Here is a 16994-nt window from a genome sequence, read left to right as displayed (position 1 = left end):
GGCACGCCGCCAGCGTTCATCCTGAGCCAGGATCAAACTCTCCAATAAAGTTAGTTTGTCTAGCATCTAAAAATAAAAATTGACGTTCACGTTGTTTGTTTCGTTCAGTTTTCAAAGAACTTCTTGGTCGCTCATTTGCGACTTCCTTATGTTAACATCTTCGTTTTTCGATGTCAACTAAGTTTTTTAATTTCTTTTTTGTCGTTTTCTGCGTTTCCGCATCAGCGACGGTTATTAATTTATCATATACTTACTCTTAACGTCAACACTTTTTAATAAAAAATTCTTTTTCTTACATAACGAATACATTCTTCCCTATTAGCAACTCTCCGAAATAAACAAAAAATGATTTTATATCTTTCTTCCATCGCTTTTTTCACAACGCTATGTATACGCTCATCTTCAAAATCAAATAAAAGTTCCTCTAACTCTCTCTTCAGTATGTATTCCATTTCTTTTCTCTCTTCCTTCGTTAACATAATCCCAAGCAAATTATCACCCCAATAGTTCCTTACACACATCAATAAACGCCCTACTTATTTTCAATTACCAATAATGTATCATCAAAAAATAAAATTCTATCATTCATTATATCCACCACTAACGATGTTAATCCCTTGTTCTCTTTTTTAAATTTAAAGCATATATGTAACTGAAAAGGATTGGACAAAGGGGCGTAATATTATGTTTTTCTTTTTTATTACGAGTAAAAGAACATTTAAACACATTAGCTTAATAATCGTACTTTCCTTATTTACAGCATGGCTACTCTTTTTAAAAACATATTCACATGAGTCTGCTTTTTCAACTGCTACTGGCCCGAAAGTGATTTACAAAGGGGACACTGCAAAAAAACAAGTTGCATTCACGTTTGACATTAGTTGGGGAGATAAAAAAGCTATTCCAATCCTTAATACACTCAAAGAAAGAGACATTAAGAATGCAACCTTCTTTCTCTCTGCTGCATGGGCCGAAAGACACCCTGATATTGTCGAACGAATCATGAAAGATGGACATGAGATTGGTAGTATGGGCTATAATTACACATCCTATAATTCACTAGAAGCAAATGAAATACGAAGAGATCTTTTGCGAGCGCAAGATGTTTTTACGAAACTTGGCGTAAAACAAGTCAAGCTATTACGCCCACCTAGTGGCGACTTTAACAAAACAACCCTTAAAATAGCTGAATCACTCGGATACACCATCGTTCATTGGAGTAACAATTCAAATGACTGGAAAAATCCCGGCGTAAATAAAATCGTTTCCACAGTCTCTAGCAATTTAAAGGGTGGAGATATTGTCTTATTACATGCTTCTGATTCTGCTCTTCAAACAAATAAGGCTTTACCATTACTCTTACAAAAACTAAAGAGCGACGGATATGAACAAACATCTGTATCACAACTTATTTCCAACACAAGTACGAAAAGCGAAGATATTAAGTAGTTCCTTTCTACACGATTCTTCACACATAAAAAGCTCCGCTATCTTAATGAAAGATAGCGGAGCTTTTTTATCCCGCGATTTACAAATGATAAGAATCTGGCTAATTACACATCCACTCTCTCCTCATTAAGCTGACTTACTCTTTTGTCCAATTAAACGATGCAATACAAGTAACTGATATGCATTACATAATAGGAGTGGTATCACCATTAAATATAACCAATCTGTATCATTAATCCGGAGCGCCGGTACCCATTCAAGAATTGTTACAACAACCATAAAGAACAGAGCCGGCACAAATGCTTTTTTATTCGTTTCTTTACTCTTTATGTATGCGACAATTGCCCCAAACACGAATAACACCCCCGCAACAAGTATGTTATTCCCTAATGAAACTTCCCCATTCGCAATAAGTACTGACCTTAAATAAACGAAATCAAACAATACGAACGCAATAAAGAAGAGTTGCACCGCATTCCATAAAGACGATGACCGAAACATCCCTAATCCAAAACGATGGATTGTTAAATACGCAAAAAAACCCATTTGACTTATAACACTAAAAATAAATCCTACGCCCATCAACCAAAAAGAAATTGCTAAAATCTCTTTTCCGTCGAAATTTTGAAAAAATTTAGCGTACTTGTCCCACTCTAAAACAAATCCAATAATGACTGTGCTAATCCCACCTAGAAATAACGTCGTAAAAAATAGTCGTACCCACTTGCGGCTATTCACAACACATCCCCCATTATTCTTATATTTCTAATTAAATTGTATCAATGACAATTTCAAAAAGCTAGCCATGTTAATGTATAAATTCCTTAAAGAGATTTATATTAAAAAAAGAGAACTGTGCTGAAAGGAGCTCCAATTTATGAAACGGCTGCTGCTCGTTTTGATTTCTTCTTTTCTATTTATCGCACTAGTGGCATGTGCACAAGAAAAAGAAGCAAAATCCGAACTTGATTATGATCAAACAAAAAAAATGATTGTTGATATTTTAAAAACAGACCAAGGAAAAAAAGCGATCCAAGATGTATTAACTGATGAAAAAATGAAACAAGCACTCATACTAGATGAAACAGTAGTAAAGAAAACGATCGAAGATGCGATGGTATCTGAAAAAGGGCAACAATTCTGGGAAAAGCTCTTTAAAGACCCTGAGTTCTCATCAAAATTTGCTAAAAGTATGGGAAAAGAACAAACAAACTTAATGAAAACTTTACTAAAAGACCCTGAATACCAATCAGGTGTTATAGAGATTATGAAAAATCCTGAAGTAGAAAAAATTATGTTACAAACAATGAAGAGTAAAGAGTATCGTCAATATTTACAACAAGTACTAACCGAAACTGCCGAAAGTCCACTCTTCCAGGCTAAGATGATTGACATCATTAGTAAAGGTGTACAAAAAGCTGAAAAAGGTGGGTCTGATAAAAAAGGTGCAGGCGGTGAAGGTGGTTCTCAAGATGGGAACAAAGAACAATAATAAAAATTATAGTAACGAGTGGACAATGATATATTGCCCACTCGTTACTACTTTACTTTTGTGTAACAGCTGTCTTATCAATAACTGTCTCAGCTATCGAACGATAAATAAGACCAGTTGTATGTGTATCTTCATATACTGACGGCGCAAAGTCCTCTTTATTCCAATCCGGTTGTTGAAGTGGAATTCGGCCAAGCACATCTGTTTGGAGTTCCGTAGCTAATTTATCTCCTCCACCTCTTCCAAACACATACTCTTTTTCACCAGTTGCTTTACTTTCAAAATACGCCATATTTTCAACAACACCAAGAATACTATGTTCTGTACGTAAAGCCATAGCTCCAGCACGCGCTGCTACAAATGCAGCTGTTGGATGCGGCGTTGTTACAATAATCTCTTTGCAAGCCGGCAACATCGAATGCAGATCTAGAGCAACATCACCCGTACCTGGTGGTAAATCCAATACTAAGTAATCTAAATCACCCCACTCTACTTCTGTGAAAAAGTGATTTAACATTTTCCCAAGCATCGGTCCTCTCCAAATAACGGGTGCGTTATCTTCTACAAAGAATCCCATTGAGATTACTTTCACACCTAGACGCTCCACTGGTATTATCTTATCCCCTCTTACGATTGGGCGTTTTTCGATGCCCATCATATCAGGTACACTAAAACCGTAAATATCCGCATCAATGATACCGACCTTTTTTCCTAGACGAGCTAAAGCAATTGCAAGGTTAACGGAAACAGTCGATTTCCCTACTCCACCTTTTCCACTTGCCACTGCTAAAAATGTAGTATTTGAGTTCGGCGATAATAAAGATTCACTTTTCTCTTCCTCTTGCGGTGGTGCAAACTGAGCTAATTCCTCTTCTGTAAATTCTGCAAAACGAAGTCCAACTGTTGTTGCCCCAAGTTCTTTTACTAACTTTACAATTCCAGACTGCAACTGCATTTGTTCCGCTGTACCTGTTTTTACAATTGCAATTTTAACACTTACATGTTCCTTCTCCGGCTTGACTGTTACCTCTTTAATTGCATTTGTTTCTTTTAACGTCTTATGTAAAAATGGATCTACAATCCCTTCCAACGCTTCCACTACCTGCTCTTTTGTTACCATAATTAGCCCAGCCCCCTGTATGAAAAATAACGTAATGTTAATTAAATTTATCTCTCTTTATTTTTGAAATAAATGCGTTTACATTTCCAGTATAACATATTTTCGGAAAACTTCGTTAACGAGAGAAACTCGAAAAATCCTCCTTATTCCGGAGGATTTCCTTTTTCTGTGAAGTAACGTAATATACCACGATATATTGCAGCTGCTACTTTTTGCTGGTACTTCTCCGAATTTAGCATATACCTTTCATTCACATTCGACAAAAAGCCGGCCTCAATTAAAGCACCCGGTTTTTTAGCATACTTCAATAAGTACACGTGAGGAATTGTTTTAGCAGAACGATTCGTATTTTCTAAGCTCGTTCTCAATTCAGCCTGTATAAATTTCGCAGCCCGTTCATTTTCAATTAAAGAACGGTAGTAGAACGTTTGTGCGCCTTTAGATCCACTGCTAGTTAGAGCGTTTAAATGAATGCTTGCAAAAAAGTCTACATCAGGCTTATTAATAATCTCTACACGTCTTTTTAAATCCTCTGCTTTACGTCTACTATATGACTTTGTATCTTTGTTGGCTAAATCATAATCTCCTTCACGAGTTAAAATAACTAATGCACCTTGTTCTTGTAAATAATCTTGTACTTTTTTTGTAATCTCGAGCGTAATATCTTTTTCTACAATATCCTTTCCACCAACAGCCCCTCCGTCTGGACCACCATGCCCAGCGTCTAGTACGATTACTTTCCCTGATAAGGGTAAATTCCAAGCTCGCCACGATTTTGTAATTTGAAATTCTTGTTTGACCAAAAAAAACAAAACAACCGCAGCGAGCGCAAAAGAGATAATTCGAATTCTCTTCATACCTTTCCTCCTCCAGCTAGTCCCTCTAATTACTTATATGGGACAAGAGGAAAGTTTATGCTTGTCTTAGTGTAGCTTTAATCGATACCTTCGTTCACCTTTTTCATACCCTTCCTGCCACCACAGGCCGATAAACTGCTGGCAAGATTCAAAAAGTAATTCCTCGTCTTGCAATTTAATTTCACGCATAGTCATACTTGTTAAAAATTGAAATAATGTTTCAGTTAATTGTTGCTCTTCTTCTAAGGCTCTATATTTCACATCAAAGAATGATTCACCATAATAACCAAATTTACTGTATCTCGCTCCTAATAAATAAGATTCTATCCCTAGTTCAATACAATAATCTTCATACTGACGATGAAGTTCTTGCATCTGAAAGGCATCACGAATATTTGAGCGCAATGTTTTTAATGATAATTCTCGCAGCATCTTCCGCTCGTATTTCAACTGCTTTTCTTTTTGTTTTTCTTGTAAGCTGACAATGACATTCATAGTACTTATAAACCTCCCTAATACGTATTAGTCTAAACTTCTAAAGAAGAAGCATACGCGAGGCCGTAGCACTAAAATATTCCAAGCCAAAAAAATTGTAAAAGAGGAATTAAACATAAAAAAACCCCAACCAAAATGGTTGGGGTTTGTAGTTCGCAAAAATTAACGTTTTGAGAACTGAGGTGCACGACGTGCGCCTTTAAGACCGTATTTTTTACGCTCTTTCATACGTGCGTCACGAGTTAATAGACCTGCACGTTTTAGTGTTAGACGGTATTCTGGATCAGCTTTTAATAAAGCGCGAGAAATACCGTGACGAATAGCACCAGCTTGACCAGTGTATCCACCACCATTTACGTTTACAAGTACATCGTAGTTACCTAAAGTTTCTGTTGCAACTAGAGGTTGTTTCACTACTTCACGTAATGCAGCAAATGGGATATAGTTTTCAAAATCACGACCGTTAATGATAACGCGTCCTTCGCCTGGAACTAGGCGCACGCGCGCTACTGAACTCTTACGACGTCCAGTGCCATAGTATTGAACCTGTGCCAAAGTAAGCCCTCCTTTAATTGATTATCCGCGAAGTTCGTAAACTTCTGGTTTTTGTGCTTGGTGTGGATGCTCTGCTCCAGCATACACGTTTAATTTCTTAGATACTTGACGTCCTAAACGTCCTTTTGGAAGCATCCCTTTAATTGCAAGCTCTAACATTTGTACAGGGTAGTTTGTACGCATTTCTAGAGCTGTTCTTTGCTTAAGTCCACCTGGGTGGTTAGTGTGACGGTAGTAAATTTTATCGTTTAATTTATTACCTGTTAAATGAATTTTCTCAGCGTTAATAATAATTACATGATCACCCGTGTCAACGTGTGGTGTAAATGTAGGTTTGTTTTTACCACGTAAAATGGATGCTACTTCCGTAGATAGGCGACCTAAAGTTTGACCTTCAGCATCAACCACATACCATTTACGCTCAACTTCGTTAGCTTTTGCCATAAAAGTCGTACGCATGTGTTTCCCTCCTCGTTATCTTTTCCATAGAAAAAATCTATTGTTTATCTTAAACACGATTTCCTTCCGGGGCTAATCGTGGTTTTAGAAACAATACCATATGTTATGATATACTTTTGAGTTTCTAATGTCAAGCAAATGTTACACCAGGATTAGTTGTTATAGTTTACCTGCCATAAGTAAAGTCCATGACCTGGAGCCATCTTTCCAGCAAACTGGCGATTTTGTTTCGCTAAAATCTCTGGAATGCTATCAGGATCAAGCTTTCCTTGCCCTACGTTAAGTAACGTACCAACAATAATTCTGACCATATTATATAAAAATCCATTACCTACAAAACGAAAAATTAATTCATCGTCTTGCTCGATTAACTCAATTTCATAAATTGTTCGCACTTTATCTTTTTTGTCAGTTTTTGCCGAACAAAAAGAAGTGAAATCATGCGTTCCAATAAAATAAGGAATCGCTTTTCTTATAGAGTTTATTTCAAGTGGATATGGATATTGATATACGTAATTTCTACGGAATACATCCGCAGTCTTTGATAATAATACACGATAACGATATTCTTTTTTCTCGACACCGTAACGCGCATGAAATTCTTCTGTTTTTTTCTCTACCTGTCTGATAACAATATCATCTGGCAACATTGTGTTTAAAGCATTACTCCATTGCCACTCTGCAAGAGACAAAGGGGTATCAAAGTGTATCACTTGTCCTTTTGCATGAACGGTAGAATCTGTCCTGCCCGATGCTTGAACACGAACAAGTTCTCCTTTATGCAATTTCTGCAATGCTTTCTCTATCTCTTGTTGAACAGTACGATGCTGCGGCTGAATTTGATAACCACAAAAATGCATGCCATCATATGCAACCGTACATTTTATTCTATCCATTTCTTTATTCTCCATTACGATCGCACCCATGCCAAAATACAAGCTAAACAAAGTAAGCTTATAATCGTTACTGTATCACTTGTTTTCCAGCGTAGTTGCCTAAATTTAGTGCGCCCTTCGCCACTTTGATATCCACGAGCTTCCATCGCAATCGCTAAGTCCTCTGCACGCTTAAAAGCACTAATAAATAGCGGAACGAGTAGTGAAATAATAGCTTTCATCCTATCTTTTATCGGTCCCCCGGCGAAATCAATGCCACGTGACGCTTGTGCTTTCATAATTTTACTCGTTTCATCCATTAATGTCGGGATAAAACGTAGTGAAATTGACATCATTAATGCGATTTCATGAACAGGAACTTTTATACGCTTCAACGGCTTTAATAACGTCTCCAACCCATCTGTAATTTCAATAGGTGTCGTCGTTAACGTTAATAATGTCGTCATTAAAATAATAACAAAGAATCGTATAGAAATGTATATCCCTTGCTCTAATCCTTTTTCATGTATCGAAAACCAACCAAGCTGGAATAGTACTTCCCCTTCTTTATTTGTAAAAATATGCAGGAAAAATGTAAAAAGAAAAATCCATAGAATTGGTTTTAAGCCCGAAAGTACATAACGAATCGGCACTTTTGCAAAAAATAAAGCAATGAGTGCATACAAAAATAAAAATCCATATGAAATCGCATTATTTGCTAAAAAAACAACAAATACATATAAAAAGACAATCAACAGCTTCGTACGAGGATCAAGTTTATGAATGACTGACTGACCTGGAATGTATCTCCCAATAATCAACTGCTGCATGATTCATGACCACCTTTTCGTAACACCTGTACAACTTCATGAGTAAGATCCTCTAAAGATAAGGTAGCCTTCGAAATTGAAATACCAAACTTTTCTTCAATTGCACGTTTATACTTTAAAGACATCGGAAGATCCACACCAATTCTCTCTAATTCATCTGCATGTGAAAATACTTCCTCTGCTCTTCCTTGCAAAAAGACCGTTCCTTTATGCATGACCACAATTTGATCTGCATACTTAGCAGCATCCTCCATATTGTGGGTGACAAGAATGACTGTAAGCCCCTGTTCCTTATGAAGCTTGTAAAACATCTCCATGAGCTCGTGCTGTCCTTTAGGATCAAGCCCTGCTGTAGGTTCATCTAATACAAGCACTTCGGGTTCCATCGCAAGTACGCCTGCTATTGCAACGCGCCTCATTTGCCCACCGCTTAACTCAAACGGAGAACGTGCTAATAACTCTATGTCCAATCCAACAAGCTGGATTGCATCTTTCGCCTTTTGTTTTGCCTCTTCTTCAGATACACCAAAATTAGTAGGCCCAAAACAAATATCCTTCTCAACTGTCTCTTCAAATAGCTGATGTTCTGGGAACTGAAAGACAACCCCTACTTTTTTTCGTAGTGGCTTCAGTTTCTTTTCTTTCTTCCCTGCTGAAATTAAATGTTCACCAATTTGAACCGTACCATTTGTCGGCTGTAATAAACCATTTAAATGTTGAATCATCGTCGACTTTCCTGAACCAGTATGACCAATAATGGCATAATAGCCCCCACTTGGAAACGACACGTCTACATCATAAAGTGCGCGTCTTTCAAATGGAGTTTTATATTGATAACGATGTTCTACTTTTTGGAATGTAATCTCCAAAGTTCGTTCACCAAGCTTTCCATTGTAAGATGCGTATTTTGCAAGTGAATTTCATTTCTTTTTAATAATTCTGCTATTTTAACCGAAAAAGGTACATCTAATCCAATCTCTTGAAGCATATGAGAGGATTTGAAAATTTGCCCTGGAGTACCTTCCTCTAATATTTCTCCCTTGTTCAAAATAATAATACGGTCTGACTGTGCCGCTTCTTCTAAATCATGCGTAATCGATAACACCGTAATACCCTTTTGATTAACAAGTTGTCTAACCGTTTCTACTACTTCAAGTCTCCCCTGAGGGTCTAACATTGAAGTTGCTTCATCTAATATTAAAATAGATGGCTGAAGTGCTAAAACACCTGCTATTGCGACTCGCTGTTTTTGTCCGCCAGATAACGAATGGGGTTCATCATTAAGAAAATCTTCCATACGGACCAGTTGCAGGGCTTGTTCTAGTCTTTCTATCATCTGCTCCCTTGGCATTCCGATATTTTCTAGACCAAATACAACGTCATCTTGTACTGTCGTTCCCACAAATTGATTATCAGGATTTTGAAATACCATCCCAATTTTTTTTCGAACATCCCATACCGTTTCCTCTGATAAAACCACTGTATCATTTACAGTAATGCTTCCTGATTCCGGTAAAAACAAACCATTCAATAATTTTGCAAGTGTAGATTTACCTGAACCATTTTGTCCAATAACAGATACCCATTCTCCTTCATATAAGGAAAATGAAACATCTTTTAATGCATAAGAGGCTGCCCCAGGATATTGAAATGATATATTTTCTGTCCGAAGTTTCTCTTTTTTCAATACAAGGCACCCTTTCCTTCGCCAAGTTAGCCTATTTTTTATATTTAAAAAAAAAGGGCCATGACCAGTTACTTGAAAAGAACTGTCCTGCCCTTTTAATCATCATTATACTAACTCGATAATTACCATTGGTGCTGCGTCTCCGCGACGTGGACCAATTTTTGCAATACGAGTGTATCCGCCTTGGCGCTCAGCATAGCGTGGAGCTACATCAGCGAATAATTTTTGAAGTGCATCTTGACCAGTCTCAGCGTTAGCAACTTCATTGCGAATGAAAGCTGCTGCTTGACGACGAGCATGAAGATCTCCGCGTTTACCTAAAGTGATCATTTTTTCCACTACAGAACGAAGTTCTTTTGCACGAGTTTCTGTCGTTTGGATGCGCTCGTTGATAATTAAATCAGTAGCTAAATCACGTAACATAGCTTTACGTTGCGCACTTGTACGGCCTAATTTTCTGTATGCCATTCGTAGTTCCCTCCTTTGTTGATGGGTTTAAATCCTCAGTCGTCTTTACGTAAACCTAAACCTAATTCCTCAAGTTTATGTTTAACTTCTTCTAAGGATTTACGTCCTAAGTTACGAACTTTCATCATATCTTCTTCTGTTTTGTTCGCAAGCTCTTGTACAGTATTAATTCCTGCACGTTTTAGGCAATTATAAGAACGAACAGAAAGATCTAGTTCTTCGATAGTCATCTCAAGAACTTTCTCTTTTTGATCTTCTTCCTTCTCGACCATAATCTCAGCATTTTGTGCTTCATCAGTTAAACCAACAAAGATATTTAAATGCTCAGTTAAGATTTTGGCACCTAAAGAGATAGCTTCTTTTGGCCCGATGCTTCCATCCGTCCATACATCAAGCGTAAGCTTATCATAATTAGCCACTTGTCCGACACGTGTCTTTTCCACTTGGTAAGTTACACGTGATACTGGAGTATAAATAGAATCAATAGGAATTACTCCTATTGGTTGATCTTCGCTTTTATTTGCATCAGCTGGCGTATACCCACGGCCACGCTTTGCAGTTAAACGCATGCGGAAATGCGCATTTTTTGCTAACGTTGCAATGTGTAAATCTGGATTTAAGATTTCTACATCACTATCATGAGTAATATCAGCAGCTGTGACAATACCTTCGCCCTGTACATCAATTTCCAACGTCTTCTCTTCTTCAGAGTAGATTTTAAGAGCTAACTTTTTCAAGTTTAAGATGATCGTCGTAACGTCTTCTACTACGCCCTCAACTGTTGAAAATTCATGCAATACGCCATCGATTTGGATAGCGGTAACAGCGGCACCAGGGAGTGAGGATAAAAGAATACGACGTAGGGAGTTACCCAAAGTAGTACCATATCCACGCTCAAGCGGTTCAATTACGAATTTACCATATTTAGCATCTTCGTTAAGTTCAACCGTTTCGATTTTCGGCTTTTCGATTTCAATCATTAACTAAACCCTCCTTCAAAACGTCGAAACCCCGGTTAAACAAAGGGATACCCCCTGTCTAACCGAAAGTCCCCCTTAGGCAGTTCCCGATTGTGCACAACAAGCGATGTTTCTGTACGAAATTTCTCGATAATGCATCATATCCATTATAGACAAAAGGGAAAATTCTATACAGAAAAATTACACACGACGACGTTTTGGTGGACGACATCCATTATGAGGAACTGGAGTAACATCTCTAATTGCTGTTACTTCTAGACCTGCAGCTTGAAGAGCACGAATTGCAGCTTCACGACCAGCACCAGGACCTTTAACAGTAACCTCTAAAGTTTTTAAACCGTGCTCCATTGCAACTTTAGCAGCAGCTTCAGCAGCCATTTGCGCAGCGAATGGAGTAGACTTACGAGATCCACGGAAACCAAGTGCACCAGCACTAGACCAAGAAAGTGCGTTACCATGAGTATCTGTAAGTGTTACGATTGTGTTGTTGAAAGTAGAACGAATATGAGCTATACCAGCTTCAATATTCTTTTTCACACGTTTTTTACGAGTGTTTGTTTTACGTGCCATTGTTAGTTCAACCTCCTTTACTTATTATTTCTTTTTATTTGCTACTGTACGACGTGGACCTTTACGTGTACGAGCATTGTTTTTAGAGTTTTGACCACGAACTGGTAAACCACGACGGTGACGAAGACCACGGTAAGAACCGATCTCCATTAGACGTTTAATGTTAAGAGATACTTCACGACGAAGGTCTCCCTCAACTTTAATACGATCGATGATATCACGGATACGTCCTAGTTCGTCTTCCGTTAAATCACGAACTCGTGTTTCTGAAGAAATACCAGCTTCAGTAAGAATTTTTTCAGCAGTTGTGCGACCAATGCCGAATACGTAAGTTAAAGAAATAACAACGCGTTTGTCTCGAGGAATATCTACACCTGCGATACGTGCCATTCTGAATGCACCTCCTTCTGATTAACCTTGTTTTTGTTTATGTTTAGGGTTTTCACAAATAACCATTACTTTTCCACGTCTACGAATAACTTTACATTTTTCGCAGATTGGTTTAACTGACGGTCTTACTTTCATGTCTCGAACCTCCTTAAAGATTACGGAGTGCTATATTATTTAAAACGGTACGTAATACGACCACGATTTAAATCGTACGGAGATAATTCTACCGTAACTTTGTCTCCTGGTAAAATACGAATGAAGTTCATACGGATTTTACCAGAAACGTGAGCCAATACGACATGCCCATTCTCTAATTCTACTTTGAACATAGCATTTGGCAACGTTTCAAGAACGGTACCTTCGACTTCAATTACATCATCTTTAGCCATTCAATAGTTCTCCCTTCTTCAAATCAGTAACATTTTACACTGCTCTGAAATCCCGGAGAGCCAGCTACTTATAAAGTGGTAAGGATTTCGTATCCTGCTTCTGTAAGAGCAATCGTGTGCTCAAAATGTGCACACCATTTACCATCTACCGTTACCACTGTCCAGTCATCAGATAGTGTTTTTACATATCGTCTTCCTTGATTCACCATCGGCTCAACACAGATGACCATTCCCGGCTTTAATCTAGGGCCTCTATTTGGTGGACCATAGTGCGGGATTTGAGGGTCCTCATGTAAGTCTTGCCCGATTCCGTGACCAACATACTCCCTAACGATCGAGAACCCATTCTCTTCAGCATGGGTTTGAACCGCATGTGAGATATTTGATAATCTTTCGCCTGGTTTTACTTGTTCTAGACCAAGATACAACGATTTTTCTGTGACATCAAGTAGCTTTTGAACAGATTCAGAAATGTTTCCAACTGGATACGTCCATGCAGAATCTCCATGGTACCCATTGTATTTCGCACCAATATCGATACTGATGATATCGCCCTCTTCGAGCTTGCGCTTCCCTGGAATTCCGTGTACAAGCTCTTCATTTACAGAAGCACATATGCTCCCCGGAAATCCGTTGTATCCTTTAAAAGATGGCGTAGCACCATATTTTCGAATCGTCTTTTCCGCTATTTGATCGAGCTCTTTCGTTGTAATTCCTGGAGTAATATGCTGTTTCAACTCTTGATGAGTTAAAGCAACGATCCTGCCAGCTTCTCGCATGATTTCTATCTCGCGAGGAGTTTTGCAGATGATCATTACGCTAAGCCTCCGATGAGAACATCGATATCAGCAAATACTTTATTGATATCTTGCTCACCATTAATGCTTTGTAGGTAACCAAGCTCCTCGTAGAAATCAAGCAAAGGTTTTGTTTGCTTAATATTTACATCTAAACGATTTGCTACAGTTTCTTCATTGTCATCAGAGCGTTGGTATAATTCGCCACCACATTTATCGCACACATCAGCTTTTGCTGGTGGATTGAATTCTAAGTGGTAAGTCGCACCGCACTCTTTACAAATGCGACGGCCTGTAAGGCGTTTTAATAACAACCCTGAATCCACATTAATGTTTAAAACATAGTCGATTTTTTTGCCAAGATCTTTCATAATCTCTTCAAGAGCTGATGCTTGTGCAACAGTTCGTGGGAAACCGTCTAATAAGAAACCTCTTACGCAGTCTTCTTGACTCAAACGTTCACGAACAATTCCGATTGTAACTTCATCTGGAACAAGTGCACCTTTATCAATAAAAGATTTTGCTTGTAAACCCATTTCAGTTTCAGCCTTCATAGCTGCACGGAACATATCTCCTGTTGAAATGTGAGGGATGTTATACTTGGCAACAATCTGTTCGGCTTGTGTACCTTTACCAGCACCAGGAAGCCCCATTAAAATTAAGTTCATCCTTGTTCCCCCTCAGAGTACATGAGCATGTAGGGAAGACAATTCTTCCCACTTACTCACTGCTTGATAAACCCTTTGTAATGGCGTTTTACCAGTTGGCTTTCTAGCTGCTTCATTGTTTCTAAAGCAACGCCGACAACGATTAACATACTCGTTCCACCAATCTGTGCAGATGGGGGAAGATTTCCCAGTTTCGTAAAGATAACTGGTAAGATTGCAATCGCTGCTAGGAAAATTGATCCTACAAAGGTCAAACGATACAAGATTTTTGTTAGATATTGTTCCGTATTCTTACCCGGACGAATACCTGGAACATATCCACCTTGTTTGTTTAGATTCTCTGACATTTGCTCTGGATTAACCTGAACAAACGCATAGAAATATGTGAAGGCTACAATGAGCGCAACATATATGATCATTCCCACTGGGTGAGAATAGTTAAAGTTTGCAATGATCCACTGCGATACATCATGATTCGGGAAGAACTGTGCAATAGTTGGAGGCGTAATTAAGAATGAAACAGCAAAAATGACTGGAATAACACCCGCACTATTTACCTTAAGCGGTAAATGTGTGTTTTGTGCTCCAGCATGATTCCCATTCCCTCCTGTTACACGCTTCGCATATTGAATTGGGATCTTTCTAACAGCCTGTTGAATGAAAATAACACCAACAATAACTGCTAGCACAGCTAGTAAGATCAATGCAACTTTAACGATACTCATGAACAATTGATCTCCGATATTTTGAAACTGTTGTTGATACACTTGAGATATAACACTTGGGATCGCTGCGGCAATACCGCCAAAGATAAGGATGGAAATACCATTACCTACACCTTTAGCTGTAATCTGTTCACCTAACCACATTAAAAATGCAGTACCAGCAGTCAGTACCGTAGCAATGTATAAATAAGTGCTCCAACCAGGATTCAAAATTAATTGCCCACCTACCATACCGTTAAAACCGATTGACATACCAAACCCCTGAATAAACGCAAGAACAATTGTAAAGTAACGCGTGAATTGCGTTAGTTTACGACGGCCCATTTCACCTTGCTTCGACCATTCCGAAAATTTAGGAACAACATCCATCTGCAATAATTGCACGATGATGGATGCTGTAATATACGGCATGATTCCCATCGCGAAGATGGAGAAGTTTTTCAAGGCGCCACCGCCAAATGTATTTAGGATACCTAAGGCATTTAATTGATCTTGTGCTTTCAGTACGTCTCCATTTGTAAATGGCACTGGGATAAACGTGCCAATCCTGAATACGACTAACATCGCTAAAGTGAATAATATTTTACGTCTTATCTCAGCAACGCGCATAAAGTTGGAGATTGTACGAAACATTAGATCACCTCAACTGATCCGCCAGCTGCTTCAATTGCTTCTTTAGCACTTGAAGAGAACTTGTGCGCTTTAACAGTTAATTTTTTCTCTACTGCTCCGCTTGCAAGAATTTTAACACCGTCGTTTAACTTGCTGATAACGCCAGTTTCCAGCAATAATTCAGGTGTTACTTCTGTACCATCTTCAAAACGATTTAACGTTGATAAGTTTACAATAGTAAACTCTTTACGGTTAATGTTTGTGAAGCCGCGTTTTGGTAAACGACGGAATAATGGAGTTTGACCACCTTCGAAGCCAAGACGAACACCGCCACCAGAACGTGCGTTTTGTCCTTTATGACCTTTACCAGCAGTTTTACCGTTACCAGAACCGATACCACGACCGACACGGTTACGTACTTTACGAGAACCTTCTGCAGGTTTTAATTCATGAAGTTTCATTCCCAGGCACCTCCTTATATTAATGAGTTATCCTTAAGCTTCTTTTACAGTTATAAGGTGAGAAACTTTGTTGATCATACCAAGAATAGCAGGAGTTTCTTCCTTAACTACAGTTGAATTCAACTTTTTAAGACCTAAAGCTTCTACCGTCGCACGTTGATCTTGTGGACGACCAATTACACTACGAGTGAGGGTAATTTCTAACTTTTTCGCCATTTGTTTTCCCTCCTTAACCTAGTAGCTCTTCTACAGATTTACCGCGTAATTTTGCAACATCTTCAGCGCGCTTAAGTTCGCTTAATCCGTTCACAGTAGCGCGAATCATGTTGATTGGTGTGTTAGAACCAAGAGATTTCGAAAGAATATCTTGTACACCAGCTAATTCAAGTACCGCACGAACAGGTCCACCAGCAATAACACCAGTACCTTCAGCAGCAGGTTTTAAGAATACTTCACCAGCTCCAAAATGACCGTTGATTGTGTGTGGAATTGTTGTACCAACTAATGGTACAGCGATTAAGTTTTTCTTAGCGTCTTCGATAGCTTTGCGAATTGCGTCTGGTACCTCTTGTGCTTTACCAGTACCGAATCCAACATGACCGTTTTTATCGCCAACTACAACTAGTGCAGCAAAGCGGAAACGACGACCACCCTTAACAACTTTCGCGACACGATTTATCGTAACTACACGTTCTTCAAGTTCTAATTTACTTGGGTCAATGCGATGCATCAATTTTCCCTCCTTTGACCATTAAAATTGTAATCCAGCCTCACGAGCAGCTTCAGCTAGAGCTTTAACACGGCCATGGTATAAGTAACCACCGCGATCGAATACTACTTCTTTAACGCCTTTCTCTACAGCACGCTTAGCAACTGATTCTCCAACTTTCGTAGCAGCTTCAGTATTGCTAGTACCGTTAAGAGCAAGGTCTTTATCAAGAGTAGATGCACTTACTAACGTTACACCATTTACATCATCAATAACTTGAGCGTAAATATGTTGGTTAGAACGGAACACGTTTAAACGTGGACGTTCTGCAGTACCAGTAAGCTTAGCACGTACACGTGCATGTCTTTTCTTACGAGTCGCATTTTTATCAGCTTTAGTGATCATT

At 38.6% G+C, this 16994-nt stretch carries 26 protein-coding genes; 2 read left to right on the top strand and 24 right to left on the bottom strand.

Features of this window, described 5'->3' with window-relative positions:
- Positions 1–272 precede the first annotated feature (272 nt).
- Positions 273–491 (bottom strand): hypothetical protein, encoded by a 219-nt coding sequence (locus Q3V31_RS28505; protein WP_033656695.1) that lies wholly within the window; start codon positions 489–491, stop codon positions 273–275.
- Between the two features lie 193 nt (positions 492–684).
- On the opposite strand from Q3V31_RS28505, the gene pdaB reads away from it, so the two are divergent.
- Positions 685–1449, top strand: coding sequence for a polysaccharide deacetylase family sporulation protein PdaB (gene pdaB / locus Q3V31_RS28500; RefSeq protein ID WP_000464714.1), 765 nt, complete (start codon positions 685–687; stop codon positions 1447–1449).
- 126 nt (positions 1450–1575) lie between these two features.
- Here the strand turns inward: pdaB and kbaA are convergent, their stop codons facing one another.
- Positions 1576–2187, bottom strand: a complete 612-nt coding sequence (gene kbaA, locus Q3V31_RS28495) for a KinB signaling pathway activation protein KbaA (RefSeq protein WP_001088505.1) — start codon at positions 2185–2187, stop codon at positions 1576–1578.
- A 139-nt stretch (positions 2188–2326) separates the two neighbouring features.
- Between kbaA and gerD the strand changes: the two genes are divergently transcribed.
- Complete coding sequence (gerD, locus tag Q3V31_RS28490; protein ID WP_000826157.1) at positions 2327–2941, top strand: spore germination protein GerD; 615 nt, start codon at positions 2327–2329, stop codon at positions 2939–2941.
- Between the two features lie 52 nt (positions 2942–2993).
- On the opposite strand, the gene Q3V31_RS28485 is transcribed toward gerD, so the two are convergent.
- The 22 genes from Q3V31_RS28485 to rplR form a co-directional block, all read right to left on the bottom strand.
- A complete protein-coding gene (locus tag Q3V31_RS28485; protein WP_000256622.1) occupies positions 2994–4061 on the bottom strand; it encodes an Mrp/NBP35 family ATP-binding protein in 1068 nt (355 codons plus the stop codon).
- Between the two features lie 143 nt (positions 4062–4204).
- Positions 4205–4918, bottom strand: a complete 714-nt coding sequence (gene cwlD / locus Q3V31_RS28480; RefSeq protein WP_000822448.1) for an N-acetylmuramoyl-L-alanine amidase CwlD — start codon at positions 4916–4918, stop codon at positions 4205–4207.
- A 66-nt stretch (positions 4919–4984) separates the two neighbouring features.
- A complete protein-coding gene (locus tag Q3V31_RS28475) occupies positions 4985–5413 on the bottom strand; it encodes a YbaK family protein (RefSeq protein ID WP_001101006.1) in 429 nt (142 codons plus the stop codon).
- A gap of 162 nt (positions 5414–5575) precedes the next feature.
- Complete coding sequence (gene rpsI, locus Q3V31_RS28470; RefSeq protein WP_000079986.1) at positions 5576–5968, bottom strand: 30S ribosomal protein S9; 393 nt, start codon at positions 5966–5968, stop codon at positions 5576–5578.
- A 21-nt stretch (positions 5969–5989) separates the two neighbouring features.
- The gene (rplM, locus tag Q3V31_RS28465) at positions 5990–6427 is read right to left on the bottom strand and encodes a 50S ribosomal protein L13 (RefSeq protein ID WP_001260795.1); all 438 of its coding nucleotides are present in this window, start codon (positions 6425–6427) and stop codon (positions 5990–5992) included.
- Between the two features lie 152 nt (positions 6428–6579).
- The gene (gene truA / locus Q3V31_RS28460) at positions 6580–7323 is read right to left on the bottom strand and encodes a tRNA pseudouridine(38-40) synthase TruA (protein ID WP_002094769.1); all 744 of its coding nucleotides are present in this window, start codon (positions 7321–7323) and stop codon (positions 6580–6582) included.
- Between the two features lie 14 nt (positions 7324–7337).
- Positions 7338–8132: an energy-coupling factor transporter transmembrane component T family protein gene (locus Q3V31_RS28455; protein ID WP_001186537.1), complete on the bottom strand. Its 795-nt coding sequence runs from the start codon at positions 8130–8132 to the stop codon at positions 7338–7340.
- Positions 8120–9001, bottom strand: a complete 882-nt coding sequence (locus tag Q3V31_RS28450) for an energy-coupling factor ABC transporter ATP-binding protein (protein WP_000406526.1) — start codon at positions 8999–9001, stop codon at positions 8120–8122. The genes Q3V31_RS28455 and Q3V31_RS28450 overlap by 13 nt, the downstream gene beginning before the upstream one ends.
- Positions 8977–9819: an energy-coupling factor ABC transporter ATP-binding protein gene (locus tag Q3V31_RS28445; protein ID WP_329767566.1), complete on the bottom strand. Its 843-nt coding sequence runs from the start codon at positions 9817–9819 to the stop codon at positions 8977–8979. Before Q3V31_RS28445 ends, Q3V31_RS28450 begins: the two co-directional genes overlap by 25 nt.
- A 105-nt stretch (positions 9820–9924) precedes the next feature.
- Positions 9925–10287 (bottom strand): 50S ribosomal protein L17, encoded by a 363-nt coding sequence (gene rplQ, locus Q3V31_RS28440; protein WP_000331490.1) that lies wholly within the window; start codon positions 10285–10287, stop codon positions 9925–9927.
- Positions 10288–10322: 35 nt separating this feature from the next.
- Entirely contained in the window at positions 10323–11267 is a 945-nt protein-coding gene (locus tag Q3V31_RS28435) for a DNA-directed RNA polymerase subunit alpha (protein WP_000569644.1), read from the bottom strand.
- Between the two features lie 180 nt (positions 11268–11447).
- Positions 11448–11837 (bottom strand): 30S ribosomal protein S11, encoded by a 390-nt coding sequence (gene rpsK, locus Q3V31_RS28430; RefSeq protein WP_000101797.1) that lies wholly within the window; start codon positions 11835–11837, stop codon positions 11448–11450.
- Between the two features lie 24 nt (positions 11838–11861).
- Positions 11862–12227, bottom strand: a complete 366-nt coding sequence (rpsM, locus tag Q3V31_RS28425; protein ID WP_000090790.1) for a 30S ribosomal protein S13 — start codon at positions 12225–12227, stop codon at positions 11862–11864.
- A 21-nt stretch (positions 12228–12248) separates the two neighbouring features.
- Positions 12249–12362, bottom strand: a complete 114-nt coding sequence (gene rpmJ / locus Q3V31_RS28420; RefSeq protein WP_000868344.1) for a 50S ribosomal protein L36 — start codon at positions 12360–12362, stop codon at positions 12249–12251.
- Between the two features lie 35 nt (positions 12363–12397).
- Positions 12398–12616 carry a translation initiation factor IF-1 gene (gene infA, locus Q3V31_RS28415; protein WP_001029884.1) on the bottom strand — a complete coding sequence of 73 codons (219 nt, stop codon included), beginning with the start codon at positions 12614–12616 and terminating at the stop codon, positions 12398–12400.
- A gap of 68 nt (positions 12617–12684) precedes the next feature.
- Positions 12685–13431 carry a type I methionyl aminopeptidase gene (map, locus tag Q3V31_RS28410; protein ID WP_000582542.1) on the bottom strand — a complete coding sequence of 249 codons (747 nt, stop codon included), beginning with the start codon at positions 13429–13431 and terminating at the stop codon, positions 12685–12687.
- Positions 13431–14081, bottom strand: coding sequence for an adenylate kinase (locus tag Q3V31_RS28405; protein ID WP_001048996.1), 651 nt, complete (start codon positions 14079–14081; stop codon positions 13431–13433). Before Q3V31_RS28405 ends, map begins: the two co-directional genes overlap by 1 nt.
- Before the next feature lie 56 nt (positions 14082–14137).
- Positions 14138–15439: a preprotein translocase subunit SecY gene (secY, locus tag Q3V31_RS28400; protein ID WP_000490151.1), complete on the bottom strand. Its 1302-nt coding sequence runs from the start codon at positions 15437–15439 to the stop codon at positions 14138–14140.
- Entirely contained in the window at positions 15439–15879 is a 441-nt protein-coding gene (gene rplO / locus Q3V31_RS28395; protein ID WP_000766083.1) for a 50S ribosomal protein L15, read from the bottom strand. The genes secY and rplO overlap by 1 nt, the downstream gene beginning before the upstream one ends.
- A gap of 33 nt (positions 15880–15912) precedes the next feature.
- The gene (gene rpmD / locus Q3V31_RS28390; protein WP_001085231.1) at positions 15913–16095 is read right to left on the bottom strand and encodes a 50S ribosomal protein L30; all 183 of its coding nucleotides are present in this window, start codon (positions 16093–16095) and stop codon (positions 15913–15915) included.
- A 13-nt stretch (positions 16096–16108) separates the two neighbouring features.
- Positions 16109–16609, bottom strand: a complete 501-nt coding sequence (gene rpsE, locus Q3V31_RS28385; protein ID WP_000554646.1) for a 30S ribosomal protein S5 — start codon at positions 16607–16609, stop codon at positions 16109–16111.
- Between the two features lie 21 nt (positions 16610–16630).
- Entirely contained in the window at positions 16631–16993 is a 363-nt protein-coding gene (gene rplR, locus Q3V31_RS28380) for a 50S ribosomal protein L18 (protein ID WP_000628818.1), read from the bottom strand.
- Position 16994: the final 1 nt, after the last annotated feature.

It is taken from the genome of Bacillus nitratireducens (assembly GCF_036320425.1).
Lineage (GTDB): Bacteria > Bacillota > Bacilli > Bacillales > Bacillaceae_G > Bacillus_A > Bacillus_A nitratireducens.
Note: the sequence above shows the minus strand (reverse complement) of the source record. Positions and strands in the feature narration are given on the sequence as shown.

Coding starts and splice junctions, on each gene's coding strand:
- rplM (WP_001260795.1), bottom strand. CDS start 6,427: ATGCGTACGACTTTTATGGCAAAAGCTAACGAAGTTGAGCGTAAATGG.
- secY (WP_000490151.1), bottom strand. CDS start 15,439: ATGTTTCGTACAATCTCCAACTTTATGCGCGTTGCTGAGATAAGACGT.
- rpmJ (WP_000868344.1), bottom strand. CDS start 12,362: ATGAAAGTAAGACCGTCAGTTAAACCAATCTGCGAAAAATGTAAAGTT.
- infA (WP_001029884.1), bottom strand. CDS start 12,616: ATGGCTAAAGATGATGTAATTGAAGTCGAAGGTACCGTTCTTGAAACG.
- rpsM (WP_000090790.1), bottom strand. CDS start 12,227: ATGGCACGTATCGCAGGTGTAGATATTCCTCGAGACAAACGCGTTGTT.
- rpsK (WP_000101797.1), bottom strand. CDS start 11,837: ATGGCACGTAAAACAAACACTCGTAAAAAACGTGTGAAAAAGAATATT.
- rpmD (WP_001085231.1), bottom strand. CDS start 16,095: ATGGCGAAAAAGTTAGAAATTACCCTCACTCGTAGTGTAATTGGTCGT.
- truA (WP_002094769.1), bottom strand. CDS start 7,323: ATGGATAGAATAAAATGTACGGTTGCATATGATGGCATGCATTTTTGT.
- Q3V31_RS28405 (WP_001048996.1), bottom strand. CDS start 14,081: ATGAACTTAATTTTAATGGGGCTTCCTGGTGCTGGTAAAGGTACACAA.
- Q3V31_RS28475 (WP_001101006.1), bottom strand. CDS start 5,413: ATGAATGTCATTGTCAGCTTACAAGAAAAACAAAAAGAAAAGCAGTTG.
- rpsE (WP_000554646.1), bottom strand. CDS start 16,609: ATGCATCGCATTGACCCAAGTAAATTAGAACTTGAAGAACGTGTAGTT.
- gerD (WP_000826157.1), top strand. CDS start 2,327: ATGAAACGGCTGCTGCTCGTTTTGATTTCTTCTTTTCTATTTATCGCA.
- rplO (WP_000766083.1), bottom strand. CDS start 15,879: ATGAAACTTCATGAATTAAAACCTGCAGAAGGTTCTCGTAAAGTACGT.
- Q3V31_RS28485 (WP_000256622.1), bottom strand. CDS start 4,061: ATGGTAACAAAAGAGCAGGTAGTGGAAGCGTTGGAAGGGATTGTAGAT.
- cwlD (WP_000822448.1), bottom strand. CDS start 4,918: ATGAAGAGAATTCGAATTATCTCTTTTGCGCTCGCTGCGGTTGTTTTG.
- map (WP_000582542.1), bottom strand. CDS start 13,431: ATGATCATCTGCAAAACTCCTCGCGAGATAGAAATCATGCGAGAAGCT.
- Q3V31_RS28435 (WP_000569644.1), bottom strand. CDS start 11,267: ATGATTGAAATCGAAAAGCCGAAAATCGAAACGGTTGAACTTAACGAA.
- rplQ (WP_000331490.1), bottom strand. CDS start 10,287: ATGGCATACAGAAAATTAGGCCGTACAAGTGCGCAACGTAAAGCTATG.
- Q3V31_RS28455 (WP_001186537.1), bottom strand. CDS start 8,132: ATGCAGCAGTTGATTATTGGGAGATACATTCCAGGTCAGTCAGTCATT.
- pdaB (WP_000464714.1), top strand. CDS start 685: ATGTTTTTCTTTTTTATTACGAGTAAAAGAACATTTAAACACATTAGC.
- rplR (WP_000628818.1), bottom strand. CDS start 16,993: ATGATCACTAAAGCTGATAAAAATGCGACTCGTAAGAAAAGACATGCA.